The organism is Candidatus Filomicrobium marinum, from assembly GCF_000981545.1.
In the GTDB taxonomy this organism is placed as follows: domain Bacteria; phylum Pseudomonadota; class Alphaproteobacteria; order Rhizobiales; family Hyphomicrobiaceae; genus Filomicrobium; species Filomicrobium insigne.
This window is the reverse complement of record NZ_LN829119.1, coordinates 1,425,463-1,447,219: the sequence shown is the minus strand read 5'-3', so window position 1 is coordinate 1,447,219 and position 21,757 is coordinate 1,425,463. Positions and strand designations below refer to the sequence as shown.

Here is a 21,757-nt window from a genome sequence, read left to right as displayed (position 1 = left end):
GCCAAACCCACTCATCTTTTGGCGAACCGGCGGAGACATCAAATGGACGCAGATGATCTCAGCCAATTTAACCCACACCAATTTCAGGCATGTGGACTTGTCCAGGTCGCCGTCTTTCGCAGAATTACGAATCGCAGTTTGAGTTGTCATCAGAGTGGGAATTACACAAACAGACGGATGGTATGGCGATGGCAGGTTCGCAGGCGGCCCGAGGCGGAAAGCGTTGCGCGCTCGTGATCGGAAATTCGGAGTATCAGCGCACGGCGCCTCTCGCCAATGCCGCCAATGATGCCGTCGAGGTCAGCCGCGCGCTAAAGCGCATGGGCTGGGACGTCAGTGTCCGGCAAAATCTGAACCGTGGCGCCATGGAAGACGCTCTGGATGCCTTTCGCGTTAAGATGGAGGGCTGCGCCGCGGCCCTTTTCTACTTTGCGGGTCATGGCACCAATATTTGGGGGCAAAACTATTTGCTTCCCGTGGATGCACGGATTGAATTTGAAGATCATGTGCATCGGCGTTCGTTCTTCCTCGGTAACATCCTTGAGGGCATGGTCGATCGCGCCGGTGTCTCCGTCGCACTCATTGACGCCTGTCAGGAAAACCCTTTTCAACGTAGCGCAACGCGATCGCTCAATACGGACTATCGGTCTGGTGGGCGTAGCGGCTCGGGACTTGCCTACATCAAAGCTCCGCAGGGCGCGTTTGTGGCGTTCGCCGCCAGCCCGGGCGAGCTTGCATATGACACGCCCGGCAAACATAGTCCGTTCACAAGCGCACTGCTTGAGAGCCTCGCGGACGACGAAGGCGAGATCACCGACGTTTTCACGCACGTCCAGGATCGGGTCTTTGCAGCAACGAGCGGCGCGCAACGTCCCTGGATGCATTCCGATCTCCCGGGTCCGTTTTATATGTCTTCCCTGGGCGAAGGCCCTCGGGCTTCAGCGCCCGTTGCACGTAGCGATAGTAATCGGCCGTCCGTCACCGTTGGAGGGCACGCGGTCGCGGCAAAGCTACGCGTAACGCCTGCAGCGACGCGCGTCACGCCGACGCCGCAGCCTTCCTCGCAGCCGCAACGGCAAGCCCAGGACACCGCGTCACCCCGTTCCCCTGAGAGGGTGAAGACGGCGACCGCCCCTGTGAGCAGCGAACGGCCTGCTGACACTCCGGCGCCCGCGCCTATATCCGTACCGGCGCACGCACCGATCGGACCGACGCTTCCAGCAGGCACTCAGCTCAGCATCAACAATATCGGTGAAATGGCCGGGCAACTTGCATTGGCACTCGGTGCAGCAGAATGGGAACGGCTGCGCAACACCCGCGACATCGCGCTGCTTACAAGATTTGCTGAGCACTTCCCTGGCTACTATGGAGAGCTAGCGCGTGATCGGGCGCACCAATTGTCGTCAGAGGCTCGCGAGCATTCGAATTGGCTTTGGGCGAGCCAGCGTGACAGCGTTGAAGCCTATCAGCGCTTCCTCGCAGTTTGGCCGCACGGGCGGTACTCGTCCATTGCTCACGGGCGACTACAGGAACTCGACGAGGGTCAAAAGCAGGTTCACCGTCAGACCAAAGCACGAGCGGAAGGTGATGCGCAGGACATCAAGCTGCGCTCCGAAGGTTTGGCGCAGGTCGATGTGACTGTCGACGACGGCGTCAAAACGGAACTCCTCAAAATCGGGCACGTCTTCCGGGACAGCGATATCGCGCCAGAGCTTGTTATCGTGCCGGGTGGCACGTTCACGATGGGCTCAGGAGAAGAAAAGGCGCACCCGTCAGAGCTGCCCGAACATCGCGTTGTCATTCCGCGGGCGCTGGCTGTTGGCCTCTATCCCATCACCTTCGAGGAATGGGATGCGGCCTACGATGCGGGCGGCGTTTTGCATCAGCCGTCGGACAAACGTTGGGGACGCGGACGGCGGCCCGTGATCAACGTGTCTTGGATGGATGCGCAGTCTTATGTCGAGTGGCTTAGCGAAGAAACGGGACACACGTACCGGCTGCTTACCGAGGCCGAATGGGAATACTGCTGCAGGGCCGGCACGACAACGACTTATGCAACGGGCTCCTATCTAGGCCGCAAAGCCGCTCACTGCTCATTCGACCATTGGGGGTGCGCGGGCAAAACTGTTGAAGTTGGCCAATTCGACGACAACCGTTTGGGTCTTTTCGACATGCATGGCAACGTCGCGGAATGGGTGCAGGATACCTGGACGGATACCTACAGCGATGCGCCTGGCGACGGGTCCGCCTTCGCCGGGGACCGGCAAAGTCCGAAGGTCGTCCGTGGGGGGGGATGGCCAGATGTTCCGCGGTCACTTCGCTCATCAAGCCGGAATCGCCTAAAGGCGTCCACGCGCAATGACCACACAGGCTTCCGTGTGGCCCGGGTCCTCACAGCGAAGACCCGCTCAGATAACGCGAAATAAAGAAGAGGAACCGTCGCTCACGCCGGACGCACAGTGCGTGCCGTCAACAAGGCATCATGTAATGCGACGGCGAAATCCTTGCGTTCATCGTCTGTCAGGAAACTGCCGAAGACGATCTCGTTGCCGTGGGAGGACAATGACAGGCTTGTACGGCCGTCATGTTCCTCAAGAAGGTTGACTCGGACCCAGTAGGTATTGAAGTCAAAGATCTCACGGCGTCCTTTGGGGTCGACACGTGTCAGCACAAGCTGACGCGGATCTAGGTCAACCATCTCGTATTCTCGGCCGGCGCGATAGTTGAGTTTGAAAGCGAAGTAGATCAACAAGGCGTCGAGGCCGAAAAAGCCGACAACGGGCCACGCCCCCATGAAGGCGAAGACTAAACCTAACGAAAAACTCGTAATCCCGATCAGCGTCATCAATATAAGGAAACCGGTCGGGCTAAGCGACCGATAGGGGAAGAGCACAGCTTTGAACGTCCCCGGCTCTTGCTTTTTCGATGTTGCTTCGGTCATCAGTGTCTCATCCGCGCCTAAGCGCTCATCCTCAAGGACCTGCCCCAGGAGTCCCTATGAAAGCCGATATGCCGGGCGATGCCAAGCCCGCTCCCCGACGGGCCGTAACGCAGAAAGCCCAAGCGGAACGTAAAAGTTCCCGCAAGGCTGGCAAAAGCGCGAAGCGCTCGAAGAGCAGCGTAAAACTTCTGTCGCCGGACGCCATCAAACAAGTCTTTGAACGTTTTCACGAGATTACCCCCGAGCCAAAAGGTGAGCTGGAGCATTCCAATCCCTTCACGCTTCTGGTCGCTGTCGTGCTTTCCGCACAGGCCACGGATGCTGGCGTCAACAAAGCCACGCGTAGCCTGTTCAAGATCGCCGATACGCCAGAGAAAATGTTGGCTCTGGGAGAGGACCGGGTGCGTGAAGCGATCAAAACCATCGGACTTTATCGCAACAAAGCCCGAAACGTCATCGCTCTTAGCCAGAAGTTGATTGACGAATTCGGCGGCGAGGTGCCGCAGGACCGCGATGCACTGGAGACACTCCCTGGCGTGGGGCGCAAGACGGCCAATGTCGTGATGAACGTCGCTTTCGGGGCTGCGACCATGGCGGTTGACACCCACGTCTATCGCGTCGCGCGCCGCATCGGGTTATCGGCCGGGACGACGCCTCTGGCTGTCGAAGACGACCTGTTGCGCGTTGTGCCTAAGGAATACGGCGTCGCAGCCCATCATTGGCTGATCCTGCATGGGCGCTATCTCTGCAAGGCTCGCAAGCCGGAATGCTGGCGCTGCCCCATCAGCGATCTGTGTCTCTTTGAGGATAAGACACCGGCTCCCTAGGTCTTTATTCGGCTCGTACTCCCCGCTGGGGCATGAAAACGAAAAACGCCGGCTCGGTTGAGCCGGCGTTGATGGTTCGTCAGTCCATTCGGACGCAAATTCTTAGTACCAGATGACGGCTAAGAGATCGCGGCCTTCGCGGCTCATCAGCAGATCATCACAAGTGACCGTACGGCGGTCCTGGCTCGCGGCGCGGAAACGCGCTTTGACAAGTCGGGTCCACTCGATCCGGTCCATGCCGCGAATCTTGATGCGATCGTAACGATCGAAGGCAGCCGGGCTGATGCGATTACCCACTTCCGGATACTGAAGCGTCCAGTTACCGTTGGTGTCGAGGGTCTTGAAAGCTTTCTTGCCCGCGCGCTTGGCTTCAAAAATGTTCAGCCGTCCGTCGCGATCGCGATCGTGCTTCGCGATAATCGAGCATGCAATTTCGCGCCGATCGTCAAAGGTGGGCTCGCTGGCGACCGCGGCCGGAGAAACTGTGGCGACCGTCGCAGCAACGGCGCAGCATGCGCTGAGGGCGATGGATAGCTTTCTGATCATTTGTTGCCTCGCTTGAACTAATTTTTACTGCACTCAATTCGTTAATTCCGAGCGCGAGCTTTCCTATACCAAGTAACCTAATCAGATTGTGTTTTTGCCGTGCTGCATCCTGACGCAGTGCACGGATTCTCGGCAAACACGCATTTCCTTTCGATGACAATCCTGTGATCGAACACGGCTCTTAAGCTAGGTTGATTGCACGCGATGTGCCCCCGCGTTGTGTCAACTCACAACGCGCGTATTGGATCCCAGAATGCGCAGCGCGGCACTCGGTTGGGGCCCCAAGAGGCCGTGCTTAGCTGCACGTTGGATCCCGGCAATAAATGCCGGGATGACGTGGAGAGCGTTCAAATCCCGTCGAGGCGCATGGCGAGGCCGGCATCGGCCATGTGACGCTTCGCTTCGCCGACGGAATATGTTCCGAAGTGGAAAATCGAAGCTGCAAGCACGGCGCTCGCGTGTCCGTCGCGCACGCCGTCGACCAGATGCTCCAAGGTGCCCACCCCTCCCGAAGCGATCACAGGCACACTGACGGCATCGGCCACCGCGCGGGTGAGCCCGATATCAAATCCGGCCTTTGTGCCGTCGCGGTCCATGGAGGTGAGCAGGATTTCGCCGGCGCCCAGATCGACCACTTCGCGGGCAAAGACGATGGCATCGATGCCGGTGGGTTTACGGCCTCCGTGAGTGAAAATTTGCCAGCGCGGGGGCTCGTCGGGACTGCTGACCTTCTTGGCATCAATGGCGACGACGATGCACTGCGCGCCGAACTTTTCGGACCCCTCTTTGACGAACTGGCGGTTGGTCACGGCTGCGGTGTTTATTGAAACTTTGTCAGCGCCGGCTTCCAGCAAACGGCGGATGTCCTCCACCGTTCGCACGCCGCCGCCCACCGTGAGCGGCATGAAGCAGCGCTCAGCCGTACGCTCGACAATGTCGAAAATCGTGTCGCGGTTCTCGTGGCTTGCGGTGATGTCGAGAAAGCAAAGCTCATCGGCGCCCGCCTCATCATAAGCGGCTGCGGCTTCGACGGGATCGCCCGCATCGACGAGATCGACGAAATTGACGCCTTTGACGACACGGCCAGCATGGACGTCAAGGCAAGGGATAATGCGCGTTTTCAAGGTCATGGAGCTGGGCATACCTCAACGGATCGGGCCGTGGAACACAAAAAAGGCGCCAGCGATGATGAGGCCAAAGCCGATGGCGTGGTTGATGGTCAGCGGTTCTTTTAAAAACCAGATCGAGAAGCCCGCGAAAACAGTGAGCGTGATGACTTCCTGGATCGTCTTCAATTCAGCGGCCGAATAGACTTCGTGGCCAATCCGGTTGGCGGGCACCGCGAAGCAATATTCGAAAAACGCTATGCCCCAGCTTGCAATCACAACGAGCCACAGCGGCCAGCTCTTATAGTTGAGGTGGCCGTACCAGGCGAACGTCATGAAGATATTGGAGATTGTCAGGAGCAGGATCGGCGCAACGCTGGCCGGAATGGCAATGCTGGACATGGGTGCCCCAGGAGAGATGAAGACGGATGCCGCGACGGCTTGCCTTGGCGTCAGCGCCGCGGCGGCGTCATTCTTTACGATTTCGGGAGGTGGTTGTCGCCTGATCAGCGCGGCCTTGCCGGGGTTGGCTCGAATTTCTAACCAGCGAGGACCGTTAGTGCCGCGTTTGCTCTGGCCTTTCGGCGATGATGCGCTCAACCGCATCCGCTAAGATCGCCTCAAACTCTTCGATCTACTCTTGGGTAGCTCCGAGATCGGCCAAGTACGGCACCGACAACGCAAAGCCCCGCAGGTACTCTCGAAGCTGCTGTTCAAAGGTCCCTCGAACAAAGACATCATAGTCGAGCTGAGGCGCACAGTCATACAAACGCTCCTTCTTCCGCAGCTTCGAGCGCTCAGGATAACGCGCTCGCGTGATTTCAGGCATGGCGATTGGTACGTAGCGTATTGTTACCGGCAGTGCCGAGAGACTAGGCGAAGCAGCAACGGCGTTTTTTAGATAAACCTCCACAGCGGACCACACACGGCGAAGCCCTTCGGAGGCATCCACGAACACTTCTGCTGAATACTGGAAAATCACTCTGCCCCAACCTCTTCGCTTCATTGATGCGATACGATCGGCCAGTCCGCGGGCAGATGTCTAATGCGATTGCACTTAACAATCAGCCTCCAGCTCATTGTGCGCGCCGCCCGGCGTTCTAGATCACGCCGCCTTCAGAAGCGCCAAGGCTTCGGCCGGGTCGATGCGGCCGTCGTAGAGAGCGCGGCCGGTGATGGCGCCGGCAAGCATGGCGTATTCCGGCTGGAGCAGGGCCCGCACATCTTCAATGGACGCCAGACCGCCGGACGCGATTACGGGGATCGTCGTGGAACGGGCAAGCTCGGCCGTCGCGGGCAGGTTGAGGCCCTTCAGCACGCCGTCGCGTTCGATGTCGGTGTAGATGATCGCCGCCACACCGGCATCTTCAAAGCGGGATGCCAATTCGATGGCGGTCAATTCTGACGTCTCCGCCCAGCCTTCAACGGCGACCTTGCCGCCCTTGGCGTCGATCCCTACGGCGATGCGGCCCGGGAACGCGCGACACGCTTCGCGGACCAGGTCGGGATTGCGCACCGCAATCGTTCCGAGGATCACTCGCTTGATCCCCTTTTCCAGCCAGGCCTCGATGGTGGCCATATCGCGGATGCCGCCACCGAGCTGGGCCGGGATGGTCAAAGCGGCCAGGATGGCGTCCACTGCGGGCGCGTTGACCGGCTTGCCCGCGAAGGCGCCGTTCAGATCGACGATATGCAGCCACTCAAACCCCTGATCCTGGAAGCTGCGGGCTTGCGCCGCGGGATCGTCATTGAAGACGGTCGCGTCGTCCATTTCGCCAAGCTTGAGCCGCACGCATTGGCCGTCTTTCAGGTCGATGGCAGGAAACAGGATCACCGGGATTCGCCTTCGCTATTCGGGAGATTGGAGTGTCTTGAGTTGGCGCCACGATATGCAGCGTCCGTCATTGAATTGCTATTTTGTTCTTCTTTATTCATGATCGAAGTCAGCAACTCTGAGCGCTTCTTACCAGTCTTTCGTTCATCCGCAAGTTCGAGTCATGTCCACCCTGCTTGAGTCTCGCGTCAGTTCGTTCCCGCTAGCCCCTAAGGGGCCGCTTAGCGAAGCCGATGCTGTCGACATCTGGATTGCGCGCTGGCTGAGAGTTCGGCGCGTGGATATTCTGCGCCGCTATGACTGCGACCCGCGACGGCTTTACGAGATCTGGGAGGGGAGGCGCTTTCCGGCCAGCCGCGAGCGGGCGCGCAAGGTCTTCGCAGAGCGCTATCCCGAACTCATCGACCGCGTCGACTTCGGCAATCACCGGTCCATTCCGCGCTCGAACAACCATCCCGCGCAGCTGGGTTTGTTTGAGTGACTGCGTGCCTCTCAGCGTGCTTGAGAACGTTGAGAACAAATCCTGAACTTTCTCTGGACGAGGTCCGCGATTCATGAGATGTTCTTTTTACGTTCTTCGAACACGGAACATCTCTCAGTATCGCGTAAAAGCCCAACCCCCGCCCCCGAAGGAAGCCCGCGATGCGCACTTATCTGATCTCCTACGACCTCGCCAACCCGAACGCTAAGAAGCACGCTCTCGCTGAAATTATCATGGGTCTCGGTGTGCGGTGGGCGCGTCCGCTGGAGCAGATCTGGTATTTGACGACGGACGATTCGCAGGAAGACATCGAAGCTCGGTTGAGCTGGCTGCTCGGCGACGAAGACGGCCTTCTGATCCAAGCGGTTGAAGATCCCGCCGTGCTGACCAACACCTCGATCCGCTGGTTTCGCCGCCGTGGCGCCGCTGCTGCAGTGACAGCCGAAGGGACCGGCGCCAATGTGGTCGCCTTCTCGCAGCGTGATGCAGAGGCTGACGCGATCGTCGAAGGTTTTGGCGGTGCCGAGGAAACGCTCGCTGATTTCAGGGCCGCCAGCTGAGGAAGTTGGCCAGCAATTTCAGGCCCAGCGTCTGGCTCTTTTCCGGATGGAATTGCGTGCCGACGATATTGTCCCTGCCAACAATAGCCGTGACCGGCCCCCCGTAGTCGGTCTCGGCGACCACATCATCAGGCCGCTCCGGGACCAGATGATAGGAGTGCACGAAATAGGCGTGCAAACCGTTCGGGCCCGTTTCGATATCTTTCAGCAGCGGATGCGGACGCAGCACGTTCAGCGTATTCCAGCCCATATGTGGAATCTTGAGCGCGGGGGCTGACGGCTCCAACGCGCGCACCTCTCCCGGAATCCAGTCGAAGCCTTCCGTCACGCCGAACTCCAGACCGCGCGTTGCAAGCAACTGCATACCAACGCAGATGCCGAGGAAGGGCTTACCCTCTGAAATAACGGCCTTTTCGAGCGCTTCGCGCATACCCGGAACGGCGGTGAGGCCCTTCATGCAATCAGCGAAGGCACCCACACCGGGCAGGACGATACGGTCTGCAGCGGCGACGTCGTCGGGTTTGGCCGTGACTTGCACACGGAATTCTGACCCGCTTTCGCGCGCGGCACGTTCCAGGGCCTTCCCGGCAGAGTGCAGGTTGCCGGACCCATAGTCGATAATGACAGCGTTTTGCATTCGGTGAATCAGTTTCTACGGCCGAACAGCCGCCAACGGCGGTCCTGGCTATCGTCTTGCTGCGGGGGCACCATCATGGGGAGCGGCGGTGGTTCGACAGCGGCTGCGCCCAGATCGTGTGCCGCAGGCGAAAGAGGCGCCATCGCAGGAACGCTCCCGACCGTGGCCGGCTGTACACGCTGCGCCGATTGTGCGGGTAGCCAGTTCTCAAAGAAGCGACGCTCGCAATCGGCGGTTGTGCGGCCGACGACGGTACCGACGAACTGCCAGCCACGCCGCTCCAACGTCCAACGCCGCAGCGAATCCCCTTCCAACGCAATGAGGAAGTTCAAAGCCAAGCCGGTCAAAGTTGCCCAGATGTGAGGGACCTTGAGCAATTCCAGCACCGCACCGATCCCGAAAGCGATGACGACATAAATCGCCAAAACGATCCACATACGGTTCAAAAGGAGCCAGATCGGGCCGAGGAGTAGCGCAGCAAAACTGAAACCGTCTTTGGTGAACACCAGCCGTTCCGCCCGCTCGATGGAGGCGGCGGGGGGATTGGGCGGTTCGTGTACGGTGAAAGCCAACACGCGCGAAGACTCTCCCAAACGCCACAACGATAGAATCATGCGGTCAGCGTTCCCTTCGTTGAGGGGACGCGGCCTTCCTGGCGCGGATCAAGAGTGATTGCCTGCCGCAAAGCCCGCGCCAGCCCTTTGTAACAGGTCTCGGCGATATGATGGTTATTATCGCCGTAAAGGTTCTCAACGTGGCATGTGATGCCTGCGTTCTGCGCAAACGCCTGGAACCACTCGCGGAAGAGCTCGGTGTCCATCTCGCCGAGCTTGTCGCGGGTGAAATTCACCTTCCAAACCAAAAAGGGACGGCCAGACACGTCGACGGCAACGCGGGTCAACGCCTCGTCCATCGGCAGGTGGACGTCGGCGTAGCGGGTGATGCCCTTCTTATCGCCCAGAGCTTCGGCAAAGGCCTGGCCTAGAACGATACCGCTGTCTTCGGCGGTGTGGTGGTAGTCGATGTGAAGATCGCCCTTGGCGCGCAGGGTGATATCGATCAGCGAATGCCGCGCGAGTTGCTCGATCATGTGATCGAGAAAACCAACACCTGTCACAATGTCATAGGCCCCCGAACCATCGAGGTTAATGGTCGCGGTGATCTCGGTTTCTTTGGTATTGCGCGAGATTGTCGCCTGGCGCCTGGTCTTTGCAGTCACGGAAAAGGCCCCTCTTCAGCGGCTCATTGCATCGGGTTTGTGAAGCGTTTATCAGCTTGTGGCCACCTCTTCTAGGCCACAGCTGGGGCAGCCTTACTTAGCCTGCCACTTGAAACTCCCCGTCAGTTTCCCCTAATCGCGTTAAACTTCTCATGAACGATCAGCCGAAAGATCCTCCCAGCACCATGTCGTGGCATGCAACAACTATCCTTACGGTTCGTAAGGATGGCCGAGTCGTCGTCGCCGGCGACGGTCAGGTCAGCCTTGGACAGACCATTATCAAGGCCAACGCGCGCAAAGTGCGGCGGCTTGGCAAAGGCGATGTCATCGGCGGTTTCGCCGGTGCAACCGCCGACGCGTTTACCTTGTTCGAACGTCTCGAAGCCAAACTCGAGCAATATCCGGGCCAGCTTATGCGGGCGTGCGTGGAGCTCGCGAAGGATTGGCGTACCGACCGCTATCTCCGGCGGTTAGAGGCGATGATGATCGTTGCCGATAAGGAAACGACTCTGGTGCTCACGGGAACCGGTGATGTGCTTGAACCGGAAAAGCATGTGATGGGCATCGGCTCAGGCGGCAATTATGCGTTGTGCGCAGCACGCGCGCTTCTGGATCAGCCGCTCGATGCAGAAACCATATGCCGCCGAAGCATGGCGATCGCGTCTGAGGTCTGCGTCTATACAAACGACAACGTTGTGGTCGAGAGCCTCGAATCCAGCGTTTAGAGGCATTCGTCTTCACACGAGGAGTAAACAAGCCATGGCTTGGCTGTTTCTAATGGCGGCGGGCGCCTGTGAAATCGTAGCAACGACTCTGTTTCGCTACACTGACGGAATGACCCGGTTGTGGCCGACACTCGGCTTCATCGGCATCGGCCTCGTAAGTCTTTATCTTTTGCAACGGTCGATCTCGGGCACCGAGTCCATTCCGCTTGGCACCGCGTATGCGGTGTGGACCGGCATCGGGGCAGCGGGAACGGCATTGATCGGCGCAGCCTTTTACGACGAGCCAACCGGTACGGTAAGGCTGGCGCTGCTTGGCGTGCTCGTTTTTTCGATCATCGGATTAAAGCTGGCCTCAACTCACTGACGGCCTGGCTCACACCTTTCAGGAGTAACATCCCACGCGATGACAAACTTCTCTCCCCGCGAAATCGTCTCTGAACTCGATCGCTATATTGTCGGGCAAAACGATGCAAAACGCGCTGTCGCTATTGCACTCCGGAACCGCTGGCGGCGTCAGCAGCTCATCGGCGAGTTAAAGGACGAAGTGCTGCCAAAGAATATCTTGATGATCGGTCCAACCGGCGTGGGTAAAACCGAAATTTCTCGGCGTTTGGCACGTCTCGCGGGCGCTCCCTTCCTGAAGGTTGAAGCGACCAAGTTCACAGAAGTCGGCTACGTCGGCCGCGACGTAGAGAGCATAGTCCGGGATCTGGTCGAAGTCGGCATCGCTTTGGTGCGCGAAGTCAAACGCAAGGAAGTGCGGGCAAAAGCTGACAAGTTGGCAGAAGAGCGCGTGCTGGATGCCCTCGTCGGTCCAGGTGCGCAATCCTCCACTCGCGAAGCTTTTCGGCGGCGGCTGCGCAACAACGAACTCAATGACAAAGAAATCGAAATCGAAGTGACCGACACCTCAGGCGGCCTTCCGATGTTCGAGATCCCGGGTCAGCCTGGAAGTTCGATCGGGGCCATAAATATCGGCGACATGCTGGGCAAGGCCTTCGGAGGGCGCACCAAGAAACGGCGCGTGATGGTGGCGGACAGCTATGACATTCTTGTCGCCGAGGAAAGCGATCGTCTTCTCGATACAGAGGAGATCACGCAGGAAGCGATCCGAGCGGTCGAGGACAATGGGATCGTGTTTCTCGATGAGATCGATAAAATCTGCTCGCGCAGCGATGGCGGCCGTGGAAGCGCGGATGTCAGCCGCGAAGGCGTACAGCGCGACCTCTTACCACTGATTGAAGGCACGACGGTCGCAACCAAGCATGGTCCGGTGAAGACAGACCATATCCTGTTTATCGCGTCAGGCGCTTTTCACGTCGCCAAGCCCTCTGACCTGTTGCCCGAGTTGCAGGGACGTCTTCCTATCCGCGTAGAGTTGACGGCCCTCACCCGCGACGACATGCGGCGCATCCTCACGGAGCCGGAGGCGAGCCTCATCAAGCAATACGTGGCGCTCATGGCGACGGAGGACTTGACGCTCGTCTTTACCGACGACGCCATAGACGCGCTGGCAGACACTGCGGTGGCCGTCAATTCGTCCGTGGAAAATATCGGGGCCCGGCGTTTGCAAACCGTGATGGAGCGCGTGCTGGACAACATTTCCTTCGAGGCTTCGGATCGACCGGGTGAAACCATTACGGTTGACGCGAGCTACGTTGAAAAGCACGTGGGGGAACTCGCGAAAGATTCCGACCTTTCAAAATTTATCCTCTAAAGTACGGGTACGGCCAATCGGGGCGGGCTGGTAGCCTTCCTGCCATTGACGCAAACGCAGAGGTTACGCCCGCCTCATGGAACCCATATTCAACGTTCTATTTCCGGTGTTCGCCATTGTCGCGGCCGGATATTTCAGCGGATATTTCAAGCTGCTTGGCCCCGATAGCAGCGAAGCGCTCAATCGCTTCGTTTACTGGGTCGCGCTGCCGGTGTTCCTGTTCCACGCCATGGCGAAAGTGGATCTCGCCGTTCTGTTCAACGGCGCTTTCCTGGCCGCATACATCATTGGGCTGCTCTTGATTTGGGCCCTCGCGCTTGTCGTTGCGCGCGTTTTCTTCGGCCGCGGTCTGGCTGAAGGCGGCATGCATGGAATGAACTGCGTTTACGGCAACACCGGCTACATGGGGATACCGCTCGCCATCACGGCTTATGGCGAGGCCGCGGCCCTTCCCGCCATTCTCGCCACCGTTATCAATACCGCGGTCGTCATTGGGATCGCGGCAACCCTTATCGAAATCGGCCAGAAGGACGACAGAGGCGCGATCGTCCGGGACGTCTTCGTGGCACTGTTTAAAAATCCGCTGTTCGTGGCTCCGGTTCTCGGCGGCCTCTGGGCCACGACCGGCGTCGCCATGGCGGAGCCTGTCGAAGCTTTCACACGCATCCTCGGCGCGGCAGCCGGTCCTTGTGCGTTGTTCTCTATCGGATTGTTTCTTGTGGGCCGTCCGATGAGCGAGGGCCTCGGCGAAGTGTCTTCAATGACGGCTATGAAGCTGCTGCTTCAGCCCGTTCTCACCGCAGCCCTGATCTTTTTCTTCTTCCCGATGGATCAGCTCTGGACAAACGTCGCCGTTCTGATGGCGGCTTTGCCGACGGGGTCTGGCAGTTTCGTGATGGCCCAAGCTTACGGGATTTACGTGGCGCGGACATCGTCCGTCATTCTCATCAGCACGCTTTTGTCCGTTCTGACGCTCGCCATCTTCTTTTTGATCTTTCCGCCGACTGCATGAGTCTGAAGATCACTTCTTCAGCGTTTCCAGATAGCTGAGAAGGTCGCCAATCTCATGCGGCTGGAGCACGAATTCCGGCATAGCAGGATGGCCGACATTGATACCTTCCGCCAGGGCCTCGGCCAGAACTTCAGTATCCGGCCATTTCTCTACAAGCGCGCGGAAGGGTGGTGCCGGTTCGAAGGGGCTATCTCCTTGAGGTCCGACAGCATGGCATCGGGAACACAGGCGCTCAGCCAGCTGCCTGCCTTTCGTGACGTCCTCATCTTCAGCAGCCCAAGCTTGCGAAGCCGTCAACATCACAACTACTGCAACGACGTATTTGATAGCTCTCATAATCGTCTCGTCTGCTTCCGATTAAGTGTAGGGACTGCACTCGTAACGGAGTCGGAAGACACTCACCAGTTCCGACGCTATTCTCAACTCGGTAATGGCATACGAGGGTAGCATGACCGACGTACCATTCGATTTCGGATTTTTTGAGAAGTTCCTTATCCCGCTCAAGCGCTTTCGTGCGGGCGAGAAAATCTTTCAAGAAGGCGAGGCCGGACAGGCAATGTATGTCGTGCTCGAAGGGAAGGTCGACATCACGCTTGGACAAACAGTACTGGAGACCGTTGGGCTGCACGGCATATTCGGCGAGATGGCCTTAATTGAACACGCCCTCCGCAGCGCCGATGCCATCGCGAAGGCTGCTACCGAAGTCGCGGTCATCGATACGAACGCATTCGTAAAGCTGGTGAGCAACAATCCTCACTTCTCGCTCTACGTGATGCGGCAAATGGCGAGCCGTGTACGGCGCATGAATACGCGATTGTGAGGCTTAGCGAAGCTATCGGCTCTCGCAGGCTTGTGGGGTCAGGTCCTCAACAGCGCCAGCTTTACTCCAAAGCCTACGAACACCACTCCAGTGACCGCCTTCAGCCAGCGGCGGATTGAGCCGCGACGTGCCAACCCAGCCATACGCGCAAAGAGCACAATCATCGAAGAGAACCAGACAACATTTAATGCGGCATGGATGGTGACCAGAAGAAGCGTCACGTCCACGACCGAACTCGGCGTTAGCCCATTCGCCGCCGAAATGAACTGCGGGAATGCCGCAAGATAGAACATCGCAACTTTAGGATTAAGCGCGTTCGTCAGAAAGCCTTCAGCAAAGGCAGTCCACATCGCGCGCCTTCTGCTGGCGTCTGTGACAGGCACCGGCAGCAGGCCGCGCCAGGCATCTCGCAGCGCTCTCAAGCCCAGCCAGATCAGATAGGCCGCTCCGAGCATCTTCAAGGTCCAGAAGCCTCGGCGGAGCGTACGAGAATTATGGAGATGCCGAGAATTGACAGAGCCCCATGCACATAGAAGGCCGCCACGAACCCCGCCACGTTAGCGAATCCGGCGCTGCGTCCGGAAGACGGGACAGTCTTAGCGATCAAGAGACCGTTGGGTCCCGGAGACATAACGAGCAAGGCGGCAACCACCGCAAAGCTTGCGATTTCCATCCACCCCATCTGAACTCCCTCTTAACTCGCATGGGGACGACCGGCCCCAACAACAAATCCGTTCACAACGGCTGCTGCTGCATCCGCGCCTCCTTCGGCGCGGATGGCTTCACCCAGTTTTGCGGCGCGCGCGACCGTCCCGGGCTTCAGAGACTCGCCGATGGCTCGGGAGAGATCGGCCACATTCAAGCTCTTTTGCGGCAGAGGCGGCGGCCCTGCGCCCAAGGCATTCACGCGGCGGCCCCAGTAGGGCTGGTCTACACCAAGCGGGCAGATGACGGTCGGGCGCCCCCAGCGCAAACCCTCATGGGTCGTACCGGCGCCGCCGTGATGAACGACCGCCGCGCAGCGCTGGAACAGCCAATCATGCGGGGCAACATCGAGGAAAAGCACGTCGTTGGCTGAGCCGGCCAAGGGCTTTAGTCCACCCCACCCCGTTGCGAGTATGCCGCGTTGGCCCGCCTGCCTGAGCGCTTCAATGACCATACCGGTTTGGGATTGAGCATCCGCTGCCGGCATGCTGCCGAAGCCGACATAGACAGGCGGTGGACCGGTCGCCAGAAAACGGTGCAGATCTTCCGCGGGCTCCCAGTCCGTATTGGGTTCGAAAAACCAATAGCCTGTGATGTGTTCTCGGGCTGTCCAATCCCTGGGGCGATTGACGATTATAGAACTATACCCGTGCAGCCGCGGGACCGTTCGGCCCTCCGGATCGTGGCCGCCGAAGAATGTGCCGCGGCTCGTGCTGTTGGCGCGTGCCGGCATTTCCTTTCGCCAACGGCCTTCCATATTGCGCTGCGCCCAAAACGTTAGCCGCTCGATAAAATGGTGCGAGAGCTTGTTACCGAACGCACCAAGGTTCGTGAATGGCAGGAACGGATTGGGAAACTCGCTCGTCGCCACATAACTGGGCTGTAAGGTTGTGGGGATGGCGACCGCGCCCAGCGCTGCTGCTATGTCCTGTGCGATGAAACCCTTGGGATGGTAGATGATGACATCCGGACGGACTTCGCGCGAGAGTTCCCACATTTCCCGGAATTGCTCGCAAACGACATCCTTGAAAGCCCGCATGGCGCGGAATTTTCCGGACATCGAGCGAAAGGCCGCCTGCGCTTCAGGCGTATCGATGAGTTCGCGATAATTGATGCTCAATGGCGCTGCGGTGAGGCCATGCGCGGCAATCATGTCGTCGAAACCCTGGCCGGTCGACAAACAAACTTGGTGTCCGCCACGACGCAGAGCCGTGCCCAACGCCACGTACGGCTGCACATCTCCACGAGATCCGAATGTAAAGATCAGGATGTTCATTGCCACGGCCGCTTGAGGTTGCTGCGACTCCACAGCCTCATATACGCGTGATTAGGCCGAACTGGGATTAAAACCTGTGCGTAGGCTTCCTGAATAGTTGCATCAGCTTGGTGTATCTGCGCCTTAGGAGGCGTGCGCTCGTGTGAACCCTGAAATCATCGGCTTAGGCAAAGACAGTTGGGAAGAACAGGAGTGAGGGGCTTGATTTAGCGCCAATTTTTCGTCATGTTTCTGTTTTGTTCTCTCCTTGAATCGCTTGCTGCAGAGACGGGGGCTTTCGTCGGACGTAGCTTCAAGAGGGCTTATGCGGATCATTCACACAGCTGACTGGCACATCGGGCAGACGCTGCGAGGGTATGCACGCGATCATGAGCATCGCGCCGTGCTCGACGAGCTTGTCGGGATCGTCACCGAACGTGAGGTCGATGCGCTGATCATCGCCGGCGACGTGTTCGATAGTCAGAACCCTTCCGGCGAAGCACAGCGGCTGTTTTATGAGACCCTCGTTAAGTTGCATCAAGCACGGCCGAGCCTGCGCATCGTCGTGACCGCAGGAAATCACGACGCGGCAGGCCGATTGGAAGCACCGCGCGTCCTCCTTGGCGGGATTGGCGTGCACGTTGTCGGCAACGTTCGACGCATCAACGGGCTGATTGACATCGCGCGGCATGTGGTACCGCTACCTTCGACGACCCGCGAGATCGCGGCGCATGTGCTCGCTGTCTCCTATCCGACGCCGGCATGCCTTCCGACGTTGCCTCGCCAAAAAGAGGAAGACGGCTCGTCCATCGTACGTGCGACCCAGGCTCTCTATGAAGACTTGATGGATGCGGCGCGGCCGATAACGCGCGGATTGCCCCTGGTTATGACCGGGCATCTTCATGTGGCGGGTGGCACCGAATCCGAAGGCGCGGAACGACGCATTCTGGTCGGCGGACAGCATGCCGTAGCCCCAGATATATTTCCGGCGGATGCCTGTTATGTCGCGCTCGGGCATTTGCATAAGCCGCAAACCTTCAAAGGCGATCGCGTGCGCTACAGTGGCTCGCTCATTCCGCTTTCTGCCACCGAGCAACCCTATCGCCACGGCGTTACGCTTTTGACGCTCGGTGATCGCGGTGTGACGTCAATCGAGCATATAGAACTGACGCGCCCCGTTCCGTTTTTGCGCTTGCCGGAAAAGGGAGACATCCGGCTCGACGACCTCGGCGATCATTTTAAGGCCCTTGATCTGGACCCGGACCTTCCCATCAATCAACGTCCGTTCGTGCATGTGCGGCTGAACCACGAAGGTTTGAGCGCTGGTTTCCGCGCTGAAGCAGATCGGGTTGCCGAGAGCTTTCCTGTGCGGCTCGTCGATCTCAAGGTCAGCCCGCGTCCTGACGCCCCGACGGACACTGTTGCGAGCGGCCCCATCGTGCGCCTTTCAGAACGGGCTCCTGAAGATTTGTTTGTCACTGCGTTTCAGCGGACCCACGGAGGAGAGCCCGACGCGTCCCATCGCGATGTCTTCCATCGTGCGCTCGCCAATGCGAATGCGGAGGTTTGAACCATGCGTATTCTGGCCATCCGCGGCGCGAACCTCGCCAGCCTTGCAGACGAGTTCGAGATTGACCTTAGGGCAGAGCCACTCGCGAGCGCAGGTCTCTTTGCGATCACCGGTGATACCGGGGCCGGCAAATCGACGATCCTCGATGCGCTGTGTCTGGCGCTCTATGGGCAGTTTCCGCGTGTCGCGATCGACAAACTCGAGTCCGTCAGGGATCCCAGCGGCAGAGACATAACCGCGAAAGATGCACGCGCGATCCTCCGTCGCGGCGCCGCCCAAGGTTATGCCGAGGTCGATTTTCTTGGACAGGATGGCAAGCAATACCGCGCGCGATGGGAAGTCCGACGCGCACGTGGAAAAGCGGATGGCAATCTGCAGAACGCCGAACGCAGGCTTGATTCCCTCGAAGACGGCAGCTCGATTGCGACGGGGCAGAAGGACGTTTCCCAAGCCGTCGAGGCGTGTACCGAACTCACGTTTGCGCAGTTCCGGCGCACGGTTCTGCTTGCGCAGGGTGAGTTCGACGCGTTCCTGCTCGCTGCCGAAAACGAGCGCGCGGAGCTTCTCGAGAAAATTACCGGGACCGAGATTTACGGGCGAATCTCGGAACAGGTGAACTCCGGCACGAAAGAAAGGGCCAACGAAACGAAGGCTCTCGAACAAAGACGTGCCGACATCGGCTTGATGGAAGAGGACGTACGCACAAAGCTGGAAAGCGAACTCGCGGAACGTAGCGCTTTAAGCGAGAGCCAAAGTGTCCAACTGAAGGACCTCACCGAGCGTCTAAAGCATGCTGAGCGGCTGAAGGATGCGCGCGCACAAGCGTACAACGCCGAAACCGGACTTGCCGCAGCGAAACAGCGTTTGGACGAAGCCCGGGACGATATTGCGCGGCTCGAACGCCTCGATGCGGCCGAACCATTGCGAGCTAAGGCCGAAGCGGAGCGGTTGTCCGAACGCAAGTTGGCCGAGGCTCGGCGTCACGCCGAACTTTGCGAAGTGGCGGTACGGCAATCTGAGCAAAATGCAGCATCTGCTGCGCGCACACTCAAAGAGGCGTCCGAAGCCTCCACAAAGGCTGATGCAGACGTCGAAAAATTCACACCTCTTTGGCGTGAAGCCGAGCAAGCTGATAGCCAAATCGCTAACGCTGCAAGCGAGCTTGAAGCTGCGCAGGCGGCGGTCGCGCAGGCCCAACGGCAGGCCGATGCCTGCGCTTCGGATCACGAGAAGATCGAGGTTCAGCGTTCAGGGCTCAACGAGCAACTTGCGCAGACGCTGAATGAGCTGGAGACGCGTTCGACCCATGCGTTGCTGGCGGACCGGCTGGAAGATATCACGTCACGTATTGATGACCGCGCCGAACTCCGGCGGCGGGAAGCCGTTGCAAAAAAAGAGCTGTTTTCGGCTACAGAGGAAGATGCGCGCCTGCAGCCCTTGATTGCGGCGGCGGAGGAGGAAGTCGCGGCATACGCCAGCCGACGCAGCCAGATTTCCGCTCAATTGAATGAGCTGCGCGAGGCTCTGTCCCAGATCGATGAGACGTCTCTCTCCGAACACGATGCGCGGCTGCGCGATGGACTCGAACTTCTCCGGCAAGCCAGAGAAATCGCGCGCCAACACAGCGATGCGGCGGCGACGGTTTCTGAGGCGGACGTGCTGCGGTTGGCGCAAGAAAAGGCGCTCGCAGAAGCCTCTGACATGATCCGACAGGCGCAAGCACAACATGCCGACTGGCTGGCCCGGCGCAGCGAGGTCAGCGGCCTGTTCGAGTTGGCCGAGAAAACCCAATCGCAGCACGCAGTAGCCTTGCGGAGCGCCCTCATTACCGGGCAGCCCTGTCCCGTTTGTGGCGGCCTGGACCACCCCTATTCCGAACTCGGTCATCCCGAAGGTGAGATGGTGGCTCAGATGCGTGCGCGGCGTGCTGAGCTCGATCAAGCCATCGCCGCGACAGCCAAAGATATAACCACCTGGCAAGGCGCGGAGGAGCGCGCGCGCGCTCAGTGTGAGGTCGCAGCGCGACGTGGTGAAGACGCAACGGCCAGATGCTTAGACGCGCAGAACAAGTTCGAAGCGCTGGCTCCTCAACTGAGCCAGTTTTGCGTGGCCGAGAACCTGCCGCTTCCAATCGGTCCCGGAATCGATGCAAAGGCGGCATCGGCGCTCGACGGTTTGAAAGCTGATGCTGAAGCCATCCAACGCGGTCTACGAGAGCCCCTCGCGCAGGCGGTTTCTTTGCGTGGTGAGGCTGATGCTTTGCAGAAAACGCTTGATGAGATCTCAGAAGATTCAGAAAGAGTTGCCGCTCAAATCCAGAAAGACAGAGATGCTAAGGCCAGCGTTCGGGCAAAGTGCGGACAGCTGGAAACGCAACTTGCAAGTCTGGCCGAACAACTCGCGTCAATCGCTCGGGAACTCACTCCCTATCTTAGCACTGCCGGCTTGGCGCTAGACGATCTCGACCGCGATTCCTTAGCTGCACAGCAGCACGTCGCAGACCTTGCGACCTCATACGCCAAGCTCCGGGATGCGCGCGCATCTCTTGACGCTGAGCAGCAGAAGCTTGAGATGTCGCAAAGGGAAATCCACCTAGGATGGGAGAAGGCCAAGGCGTCTCTCGGCTCCTCGCTGCTTGCGCAATCACAACGTGAACAGCGGCTCCAAGAAGCCAAGACAGCGCGCGCGTCGATGCTTGGCGGAGAAGCCACCGACACGCATCGGGCACGTTTCACCCAAGCTGCGAAAGAAGCGCAAGTGGCTCTCTCGGCGGCTCAGGCAGCACATTCAGAAGCAGACAAGAAGCTTGAGCTCAGTAAGGCTCTTCTGGACGGAGCGCTCAGGGCTATTGATGCATCCGTGCAAGACTTCGCGACGGCACAGGAGGTCTTCGCCAACGCCATTTCCGTCGCCGCTATGAATCGGGACGAAATCTATGCCTTACTCGCCATCCCACAGGAGGAACGCGAGCTTTTGCGCAGCCAGATCAATGCCCTCCAAACCAAACTCACCGAAGCAACGATTGCGCTTACCCATCGCCGCCAGGAAGTGGAGCGCCTCCAAGGCGAACGGGAAGAAGAGACGGACCTTGTTGCACTCACAGAAGCTGTGACAACGCTCAACGCTGAAATCGAAGACATCCGCAACCGCGTCGCAGCCATACAGGCTGAGCTTAAGCAAGATAACCAAGCGCGCGCCAGTGCAGCAGATATTGGTCGCCAGCTGGAAGCTGCACGCGAGGAATTGGAGATCTGGCGGCGCGTCGATGATGCAATCGGATCCGCCGACGGCAACAAATTCCGTCGCTTCGCGCAGGGGGTGACGCTCGATCAGCTCGTGCAGCTGGCCAATGTACAGATCAGTGAGCTCAACCCGCGGTATCAGCTGGCGCGCGCCACCACATCGGATCTCGCGCTCCATGTGATTGATCGCGATATGGGTGATGAAGTTCGCTCGCTGCGTTCGCTGTCAGGCGGTGAGCGCTTTCTTGTTTCGCTTGGCCTCGCGCTCGCTCTGTCAGGGCTTGAAGGACGGCAATCGTTCGTCGATACGCTTTTCATCGATGAAGGCTTTGGAGCGCTCGATGCAGAAACGCTCGACATGGCCATCGATGCTTTGGAAACGTTGCAAGGTCATGGCCGGAAGGTCGGTGTGATCACGCACGTCGCCGCGATGGTTGACCGTATCGCTGTGCAAATCCGCGTCGAGAAACGTGGCGGTGGGCGAGGTGTCGTGCGCGTCGTCGACGCGGGTTTCAACGACGCCAGCGCCTTTGCGGTTTTCGCCGAAGCCTGATGGCATG

The 21,757-nt window shown here is 59.0% G+C and carries 22 protein-coding genes and 1 pseudogene; 11 read left to right on the top strand and 12 right to left on the bottom strand.

Annotation, left to right across the window (positions count from 1 at the left end; genetic code table 11):
* Nucleotides 1–188: 188 nt before the first annotated feature.
* A complete protein-coding gene (locus YBN1229_RS18525) occupies nt 189–2,426 on the top strand; it encodes an SUMF1/EgtB/PvdO family nonheme iron enzyme (RefSeq protein WP_160298689.1) in 2,238 nt (745 codons plus the stop codon).
* A 17-nt stretch (nt 2,427–2,443) separates the two neighbouring features.
* Here YBN1229_RS18525 and YBN1229_RS06930 read toward each other — a convergent pair whose 3' ends face one another.
* Nucleotides 2,444–2,941, bottom strand: a complete 498-nt coding sequence (locus YBN1229_RS06930) for a DUF2244 domain-containing protein (RefSeq protein ID WP_046477602.1) — start codon at nt 2,939–2,941, stop codon at nt 2,444–2,446.
* Nucleotides 2,942–2,997: 56 nt separating this feature from the next.
* On the opposite strand from YBN1229_RS06930, the gene nth reads away from it, so the two are divergent.
* Nucleotides 2,998–3,768, top strand: coding sequence for an endonuclease III (nth, locus tag YBN1229_RS06925; RefSeq protein ID WP_046477601.1), 771 nt, complete (start codon nt 2,998–3,000; stop codon nt 3,766–3,768).
* 102 nt (nt 3,769–3,870) lie between these two features.
* Here nth and YBN1229_RS06920 read toward each other — a convergent pair whose 3' ends face one another.
* The 5 genes from YBN1229_RS06920 to hisA form a co-directional block, all read right to left on the bottom strand.
* Nucleotides 3,871–4,314: a hypothetical protein gene (locus YBN1229_RS06920; protein WP_046477599.1), complete on the bottom strand. Its 444-nt coding sequence runs from the start codon at nt 4,312–4,314 to the stop codon at nt 3,871–3,873.
* A gap of 347 nt (nt 4,315–4,661) precedes the next feature.
* On the bottom strand, nt 4,662–5,444 hold the full coding sequence (hisF, locus tag YBN1229_RS06915; protein WP_046477597.1) for an imidazole glycerol phosphate synthase subunit HisF: 783 nt from the start codon (nt 5,442–5,444) through the stop codon (nt 4,662–4,664).
* A gap of 15 nt (nt 5,445–5,459) precedes the next feature.
* Nucleotides 5,460–5,822 (bottom strand): DMT family protein, encoded by a 363-nt coding sequence (locus YBN1229_RS06910; RefSeq protein ID WP_172655254.1) that lies wholly within the window; start codon nt 5,820–5,822, stop codon nt 5,460–5,462.
* Nucleotides 5,823–6,054: 232 nt separating this feature from the next.
* Nucleotides 6,055–6,402 carry a hypothetical protein gene (locus YBN1229_RS06905; RefSeq protein ID WP_046477595.1) on the bottom strand — a complete coding sequence of 116 codons (348 nt, stop codon included), beginning with the start codon at nt 6,400–6,402 and terminating at the stop codon, nt 6,055–6,057.
* A 123-nt stretch (nt 6,403–6,525) separates the two neighbouring features.
* The gene (gene hisA, locus YBN1229_RS06900) at nt 6,526–7,254 is read right to left on the bottom strand and encodes a 1-(5-phosphoribosyl)-5-[(5-phosphoribosylamino)methylideneamino]imidazole-4-carboxamide isomerase (protein WP_046477593.1); all 729 of its coding nucleotides are present in this window, start codon (nt 7,252–7,254) and stop codon (nt 6,526–6,528) included.
* Nucleotides 7,255–7,417: 163 nt separating this feature from the next.
* On the opposite strand from hisA, the gene YBN1229_RS06895 reads away from it, so the two are divergent.
* Both YBN1229_RS06895 and YBN1229_RS06890 read left to right on the top strand, forming a co-directional pair.
* Complete coding sequence (locus tag YBN1229_RS06895; protein ID WP_046477590.1) at nt 7,418–7,735, top strand: hypothetical protein; 318 nt, start codon at nt 7,418–7,420, stop codon at nt 7,733–7,735.
* Nucleotides 7,736–7,896: 161 nt separating this feature from the next.
* On the top strand, nt 7,897–8,295 hold the full coding sequence (locus YBN1229_RS06890; RefSeq protein ID WP_052743759.1) for a hypothetical protein: 399 nt from the start codon (nt 7,897–7,899) through the stop codon (nt 8,293–8,295).
* Here the strand turns inward: YBN1229_RS06890 and hisH are convergent.
* The 3 genes from hisH to hisB are packed head-to-tail and all read right to left on the bottom strand — an operon-like array spanning nt 8,279 to nt 10,151.
* Nucleotides 8,279–8,932: an imidazole glycerol phosphate synthase subunit HisH gene (hisH, locus tag YBN1229_RS06885; protein ID WP_046477587.1), complete on the bottom strand. Its 654-nt coding sequence runs from the start codon at nt 8,930–8,932 to the stop codon at nt 8,279–8,281. The two genes, YBN1229_RS06890 and hisH, sit on opposite strands and share 17 nt — an antisense overlap.
* Nucleotides 8,933–8,940: 8 nt before the next feature.
* Entirely contained in the window at nt 8,941–9,546 is a 606-nt protein-coding gene (locus tag YBN1229_RS06880; protein WP_052743758.1) for a DUF2628 domain-containing protein, read from the bottom strand.
* Nucleotides 9,543–10,151 (bottom strand): imidazoleglycerol-phosphate dehydratase HisB, encoded by a 609-nt coding sequence (gene hisB / locus YBN1229_RS06875; protein WP_046477585.1) that lies wholly within the window; start codon nt 10,149–10,151, stop codon nt 9,543–9,545. The genes YBN1229_RS06880 and hisB overlap by 4 nt, the downstream gene beginning before the upstream one ends.
* A 185-nt stretch (nt 10,152–10,336) precedes the next feature.
* Here hisB and hslV point away from each other — a divergent pair, with 185 nt between their 5' ends.
* The 4 genes from hslV (at nt 10,337) to YBN1229_RS06855 (ending at nt 13,605) form a co-directional block, all read left to right on the top strand.
* On the top strand, nt 10,337–10,876 hold the full coding sequence (gene hslV, locus YBN1229_RS06870) for an ATP-dependent protease subunit HslV (RefSeq protein ID WP_152025058.1): 540 nt from the start codon (nt 10,337–10,339) through the stop codon (nt 10,874–10,876).
* A gap of 34 nt (nt 10,877–10,910) precedes the next feature.
* Nucleotides 10,911–11,240 carry a DMT family transporter gene (locus tag YBN1229_RS06865; protein ID WP_046477581.1) on the top strand — a complete coding sequence of 110 codons (330 nt, stop codon included), beginning with the start codon at nt 10,911–10,913 and terminating at the stop codon, nt 11,238–11,240.
* 39 nt (nt 11,241–11,279) lie between these two features.
* Nucleotides 11,280–12,593, top strand: coding sequence for an ATP-dependent protease ATPase subunit HslU (hslU, locus tag YBN1229_RS06860; protein WP_046477580.1), 1,314 nt, complete (start codon nt 11,280–11,282; stop codon nt 12,591–12,593).
* A gap of 76 nt (nt 12,594–12,669) precedes the next feature.
* Nucleotides 12,670–13,605, top strand: a complete 936-nt coding sequence (locus YBN1229_RS06855) for an AEC family transporter (RefSeq protein WP_046477578.1) — start codon at nt 12,670–12,672, stop codon at nt 13,603–13,605.
* A gap of 9 nt (nt 13,606–13,614) precedes the next feature.
* Here the strand turns inward: YBN1229_RS06855 and YBN1229_RS06850 are convergent, their stop codons facing one another.
* On the bottom strand, nt 13,615–13,941 hold the full coding sequence (locus YBN1229_RS06850; RefSeq protein WP_046477576.1) for a c-type cytochrome: 327 nt from the start codon (nt 13,939–13,941) through the stop codon (nt 13,615–13,617).
* Between the two features lie 112 nt (nt 13,942–14,053).
* Between YBN1229_RS06850 and YBN1229_RS06845 the strand changes: the two genes are divergently transcribed.
* Nucleotides 14,054–14,425, top strand: coding sequence for a Crp/Fnr family transcriptional regulator (locus YBN1229_RS06845; RefSeq protein WP_046477574.1), 372 nt, complete (start codon nt 14,054–14,056; stop codon nt 14,423–14,425).
* A gap of 38 nt (nt 14,426–14,463) precedes the next feature.
* Here the strand turns inward: YBN1229_RS06845 and YBN1229_RS06840 are convergent.
* Nucleotides 14,464–15,107, bottom strand: a pseudogene (locus YBN1229_RS06840) (LysE family translocator).
* 12 nt (nt 15,108–15,119) lie between these two features.
* Nucleotides 15,120–16,406 carry a glycosyltransferase gene (locus YBN1229_RS06835; RefSeq protein WP_046480086.1) on the bottom strand — a complete coding sequence of 429 codons (1,287 nt, stop codon included), beginning with the start codon at nt 16,404–16,406 and terminating at the stop codon, nt 15,120–15,122.
* A 304-nt stretch (nt 16,407–16,710) separates the two neighbouring features.
* On the opposite strand from YBN1229_RS06835, the gene YBN1229_RS06830 reads away from it, so the two are divergent.
* Both YBN1229_RS06830 and YBN1229_RS06825 read left to right on the top strand, forming a co-directional pair.
* On the top strand, nt 16,711–17,955 hold the full coding sequence (locus YBN1229_RS06830) for an exonuclease SbcCD subunit D (RefSeq protein ID WP_046477572.1): 1,245 nt from the start codon (nt 16,711–16,713) through the stop codon (nt 17,953–17,955).
* Nucleotides 17,956–17,958: 3 nt separating this feature from the next.
* Nucleotides 17,959–21,750 (top strand): AAA family ATPase, encoded by a 3,792-nt coding sequence (locus YBN1229_RS06825; protein ID WP_046477568.1) that lies wholly within the window; start codon nt 17,959–17,961, stop codon nt 21,748–21,750.
* The last annotated feature ends 7 nt before the right edge of the window (nt 21,751–21,757 follow it).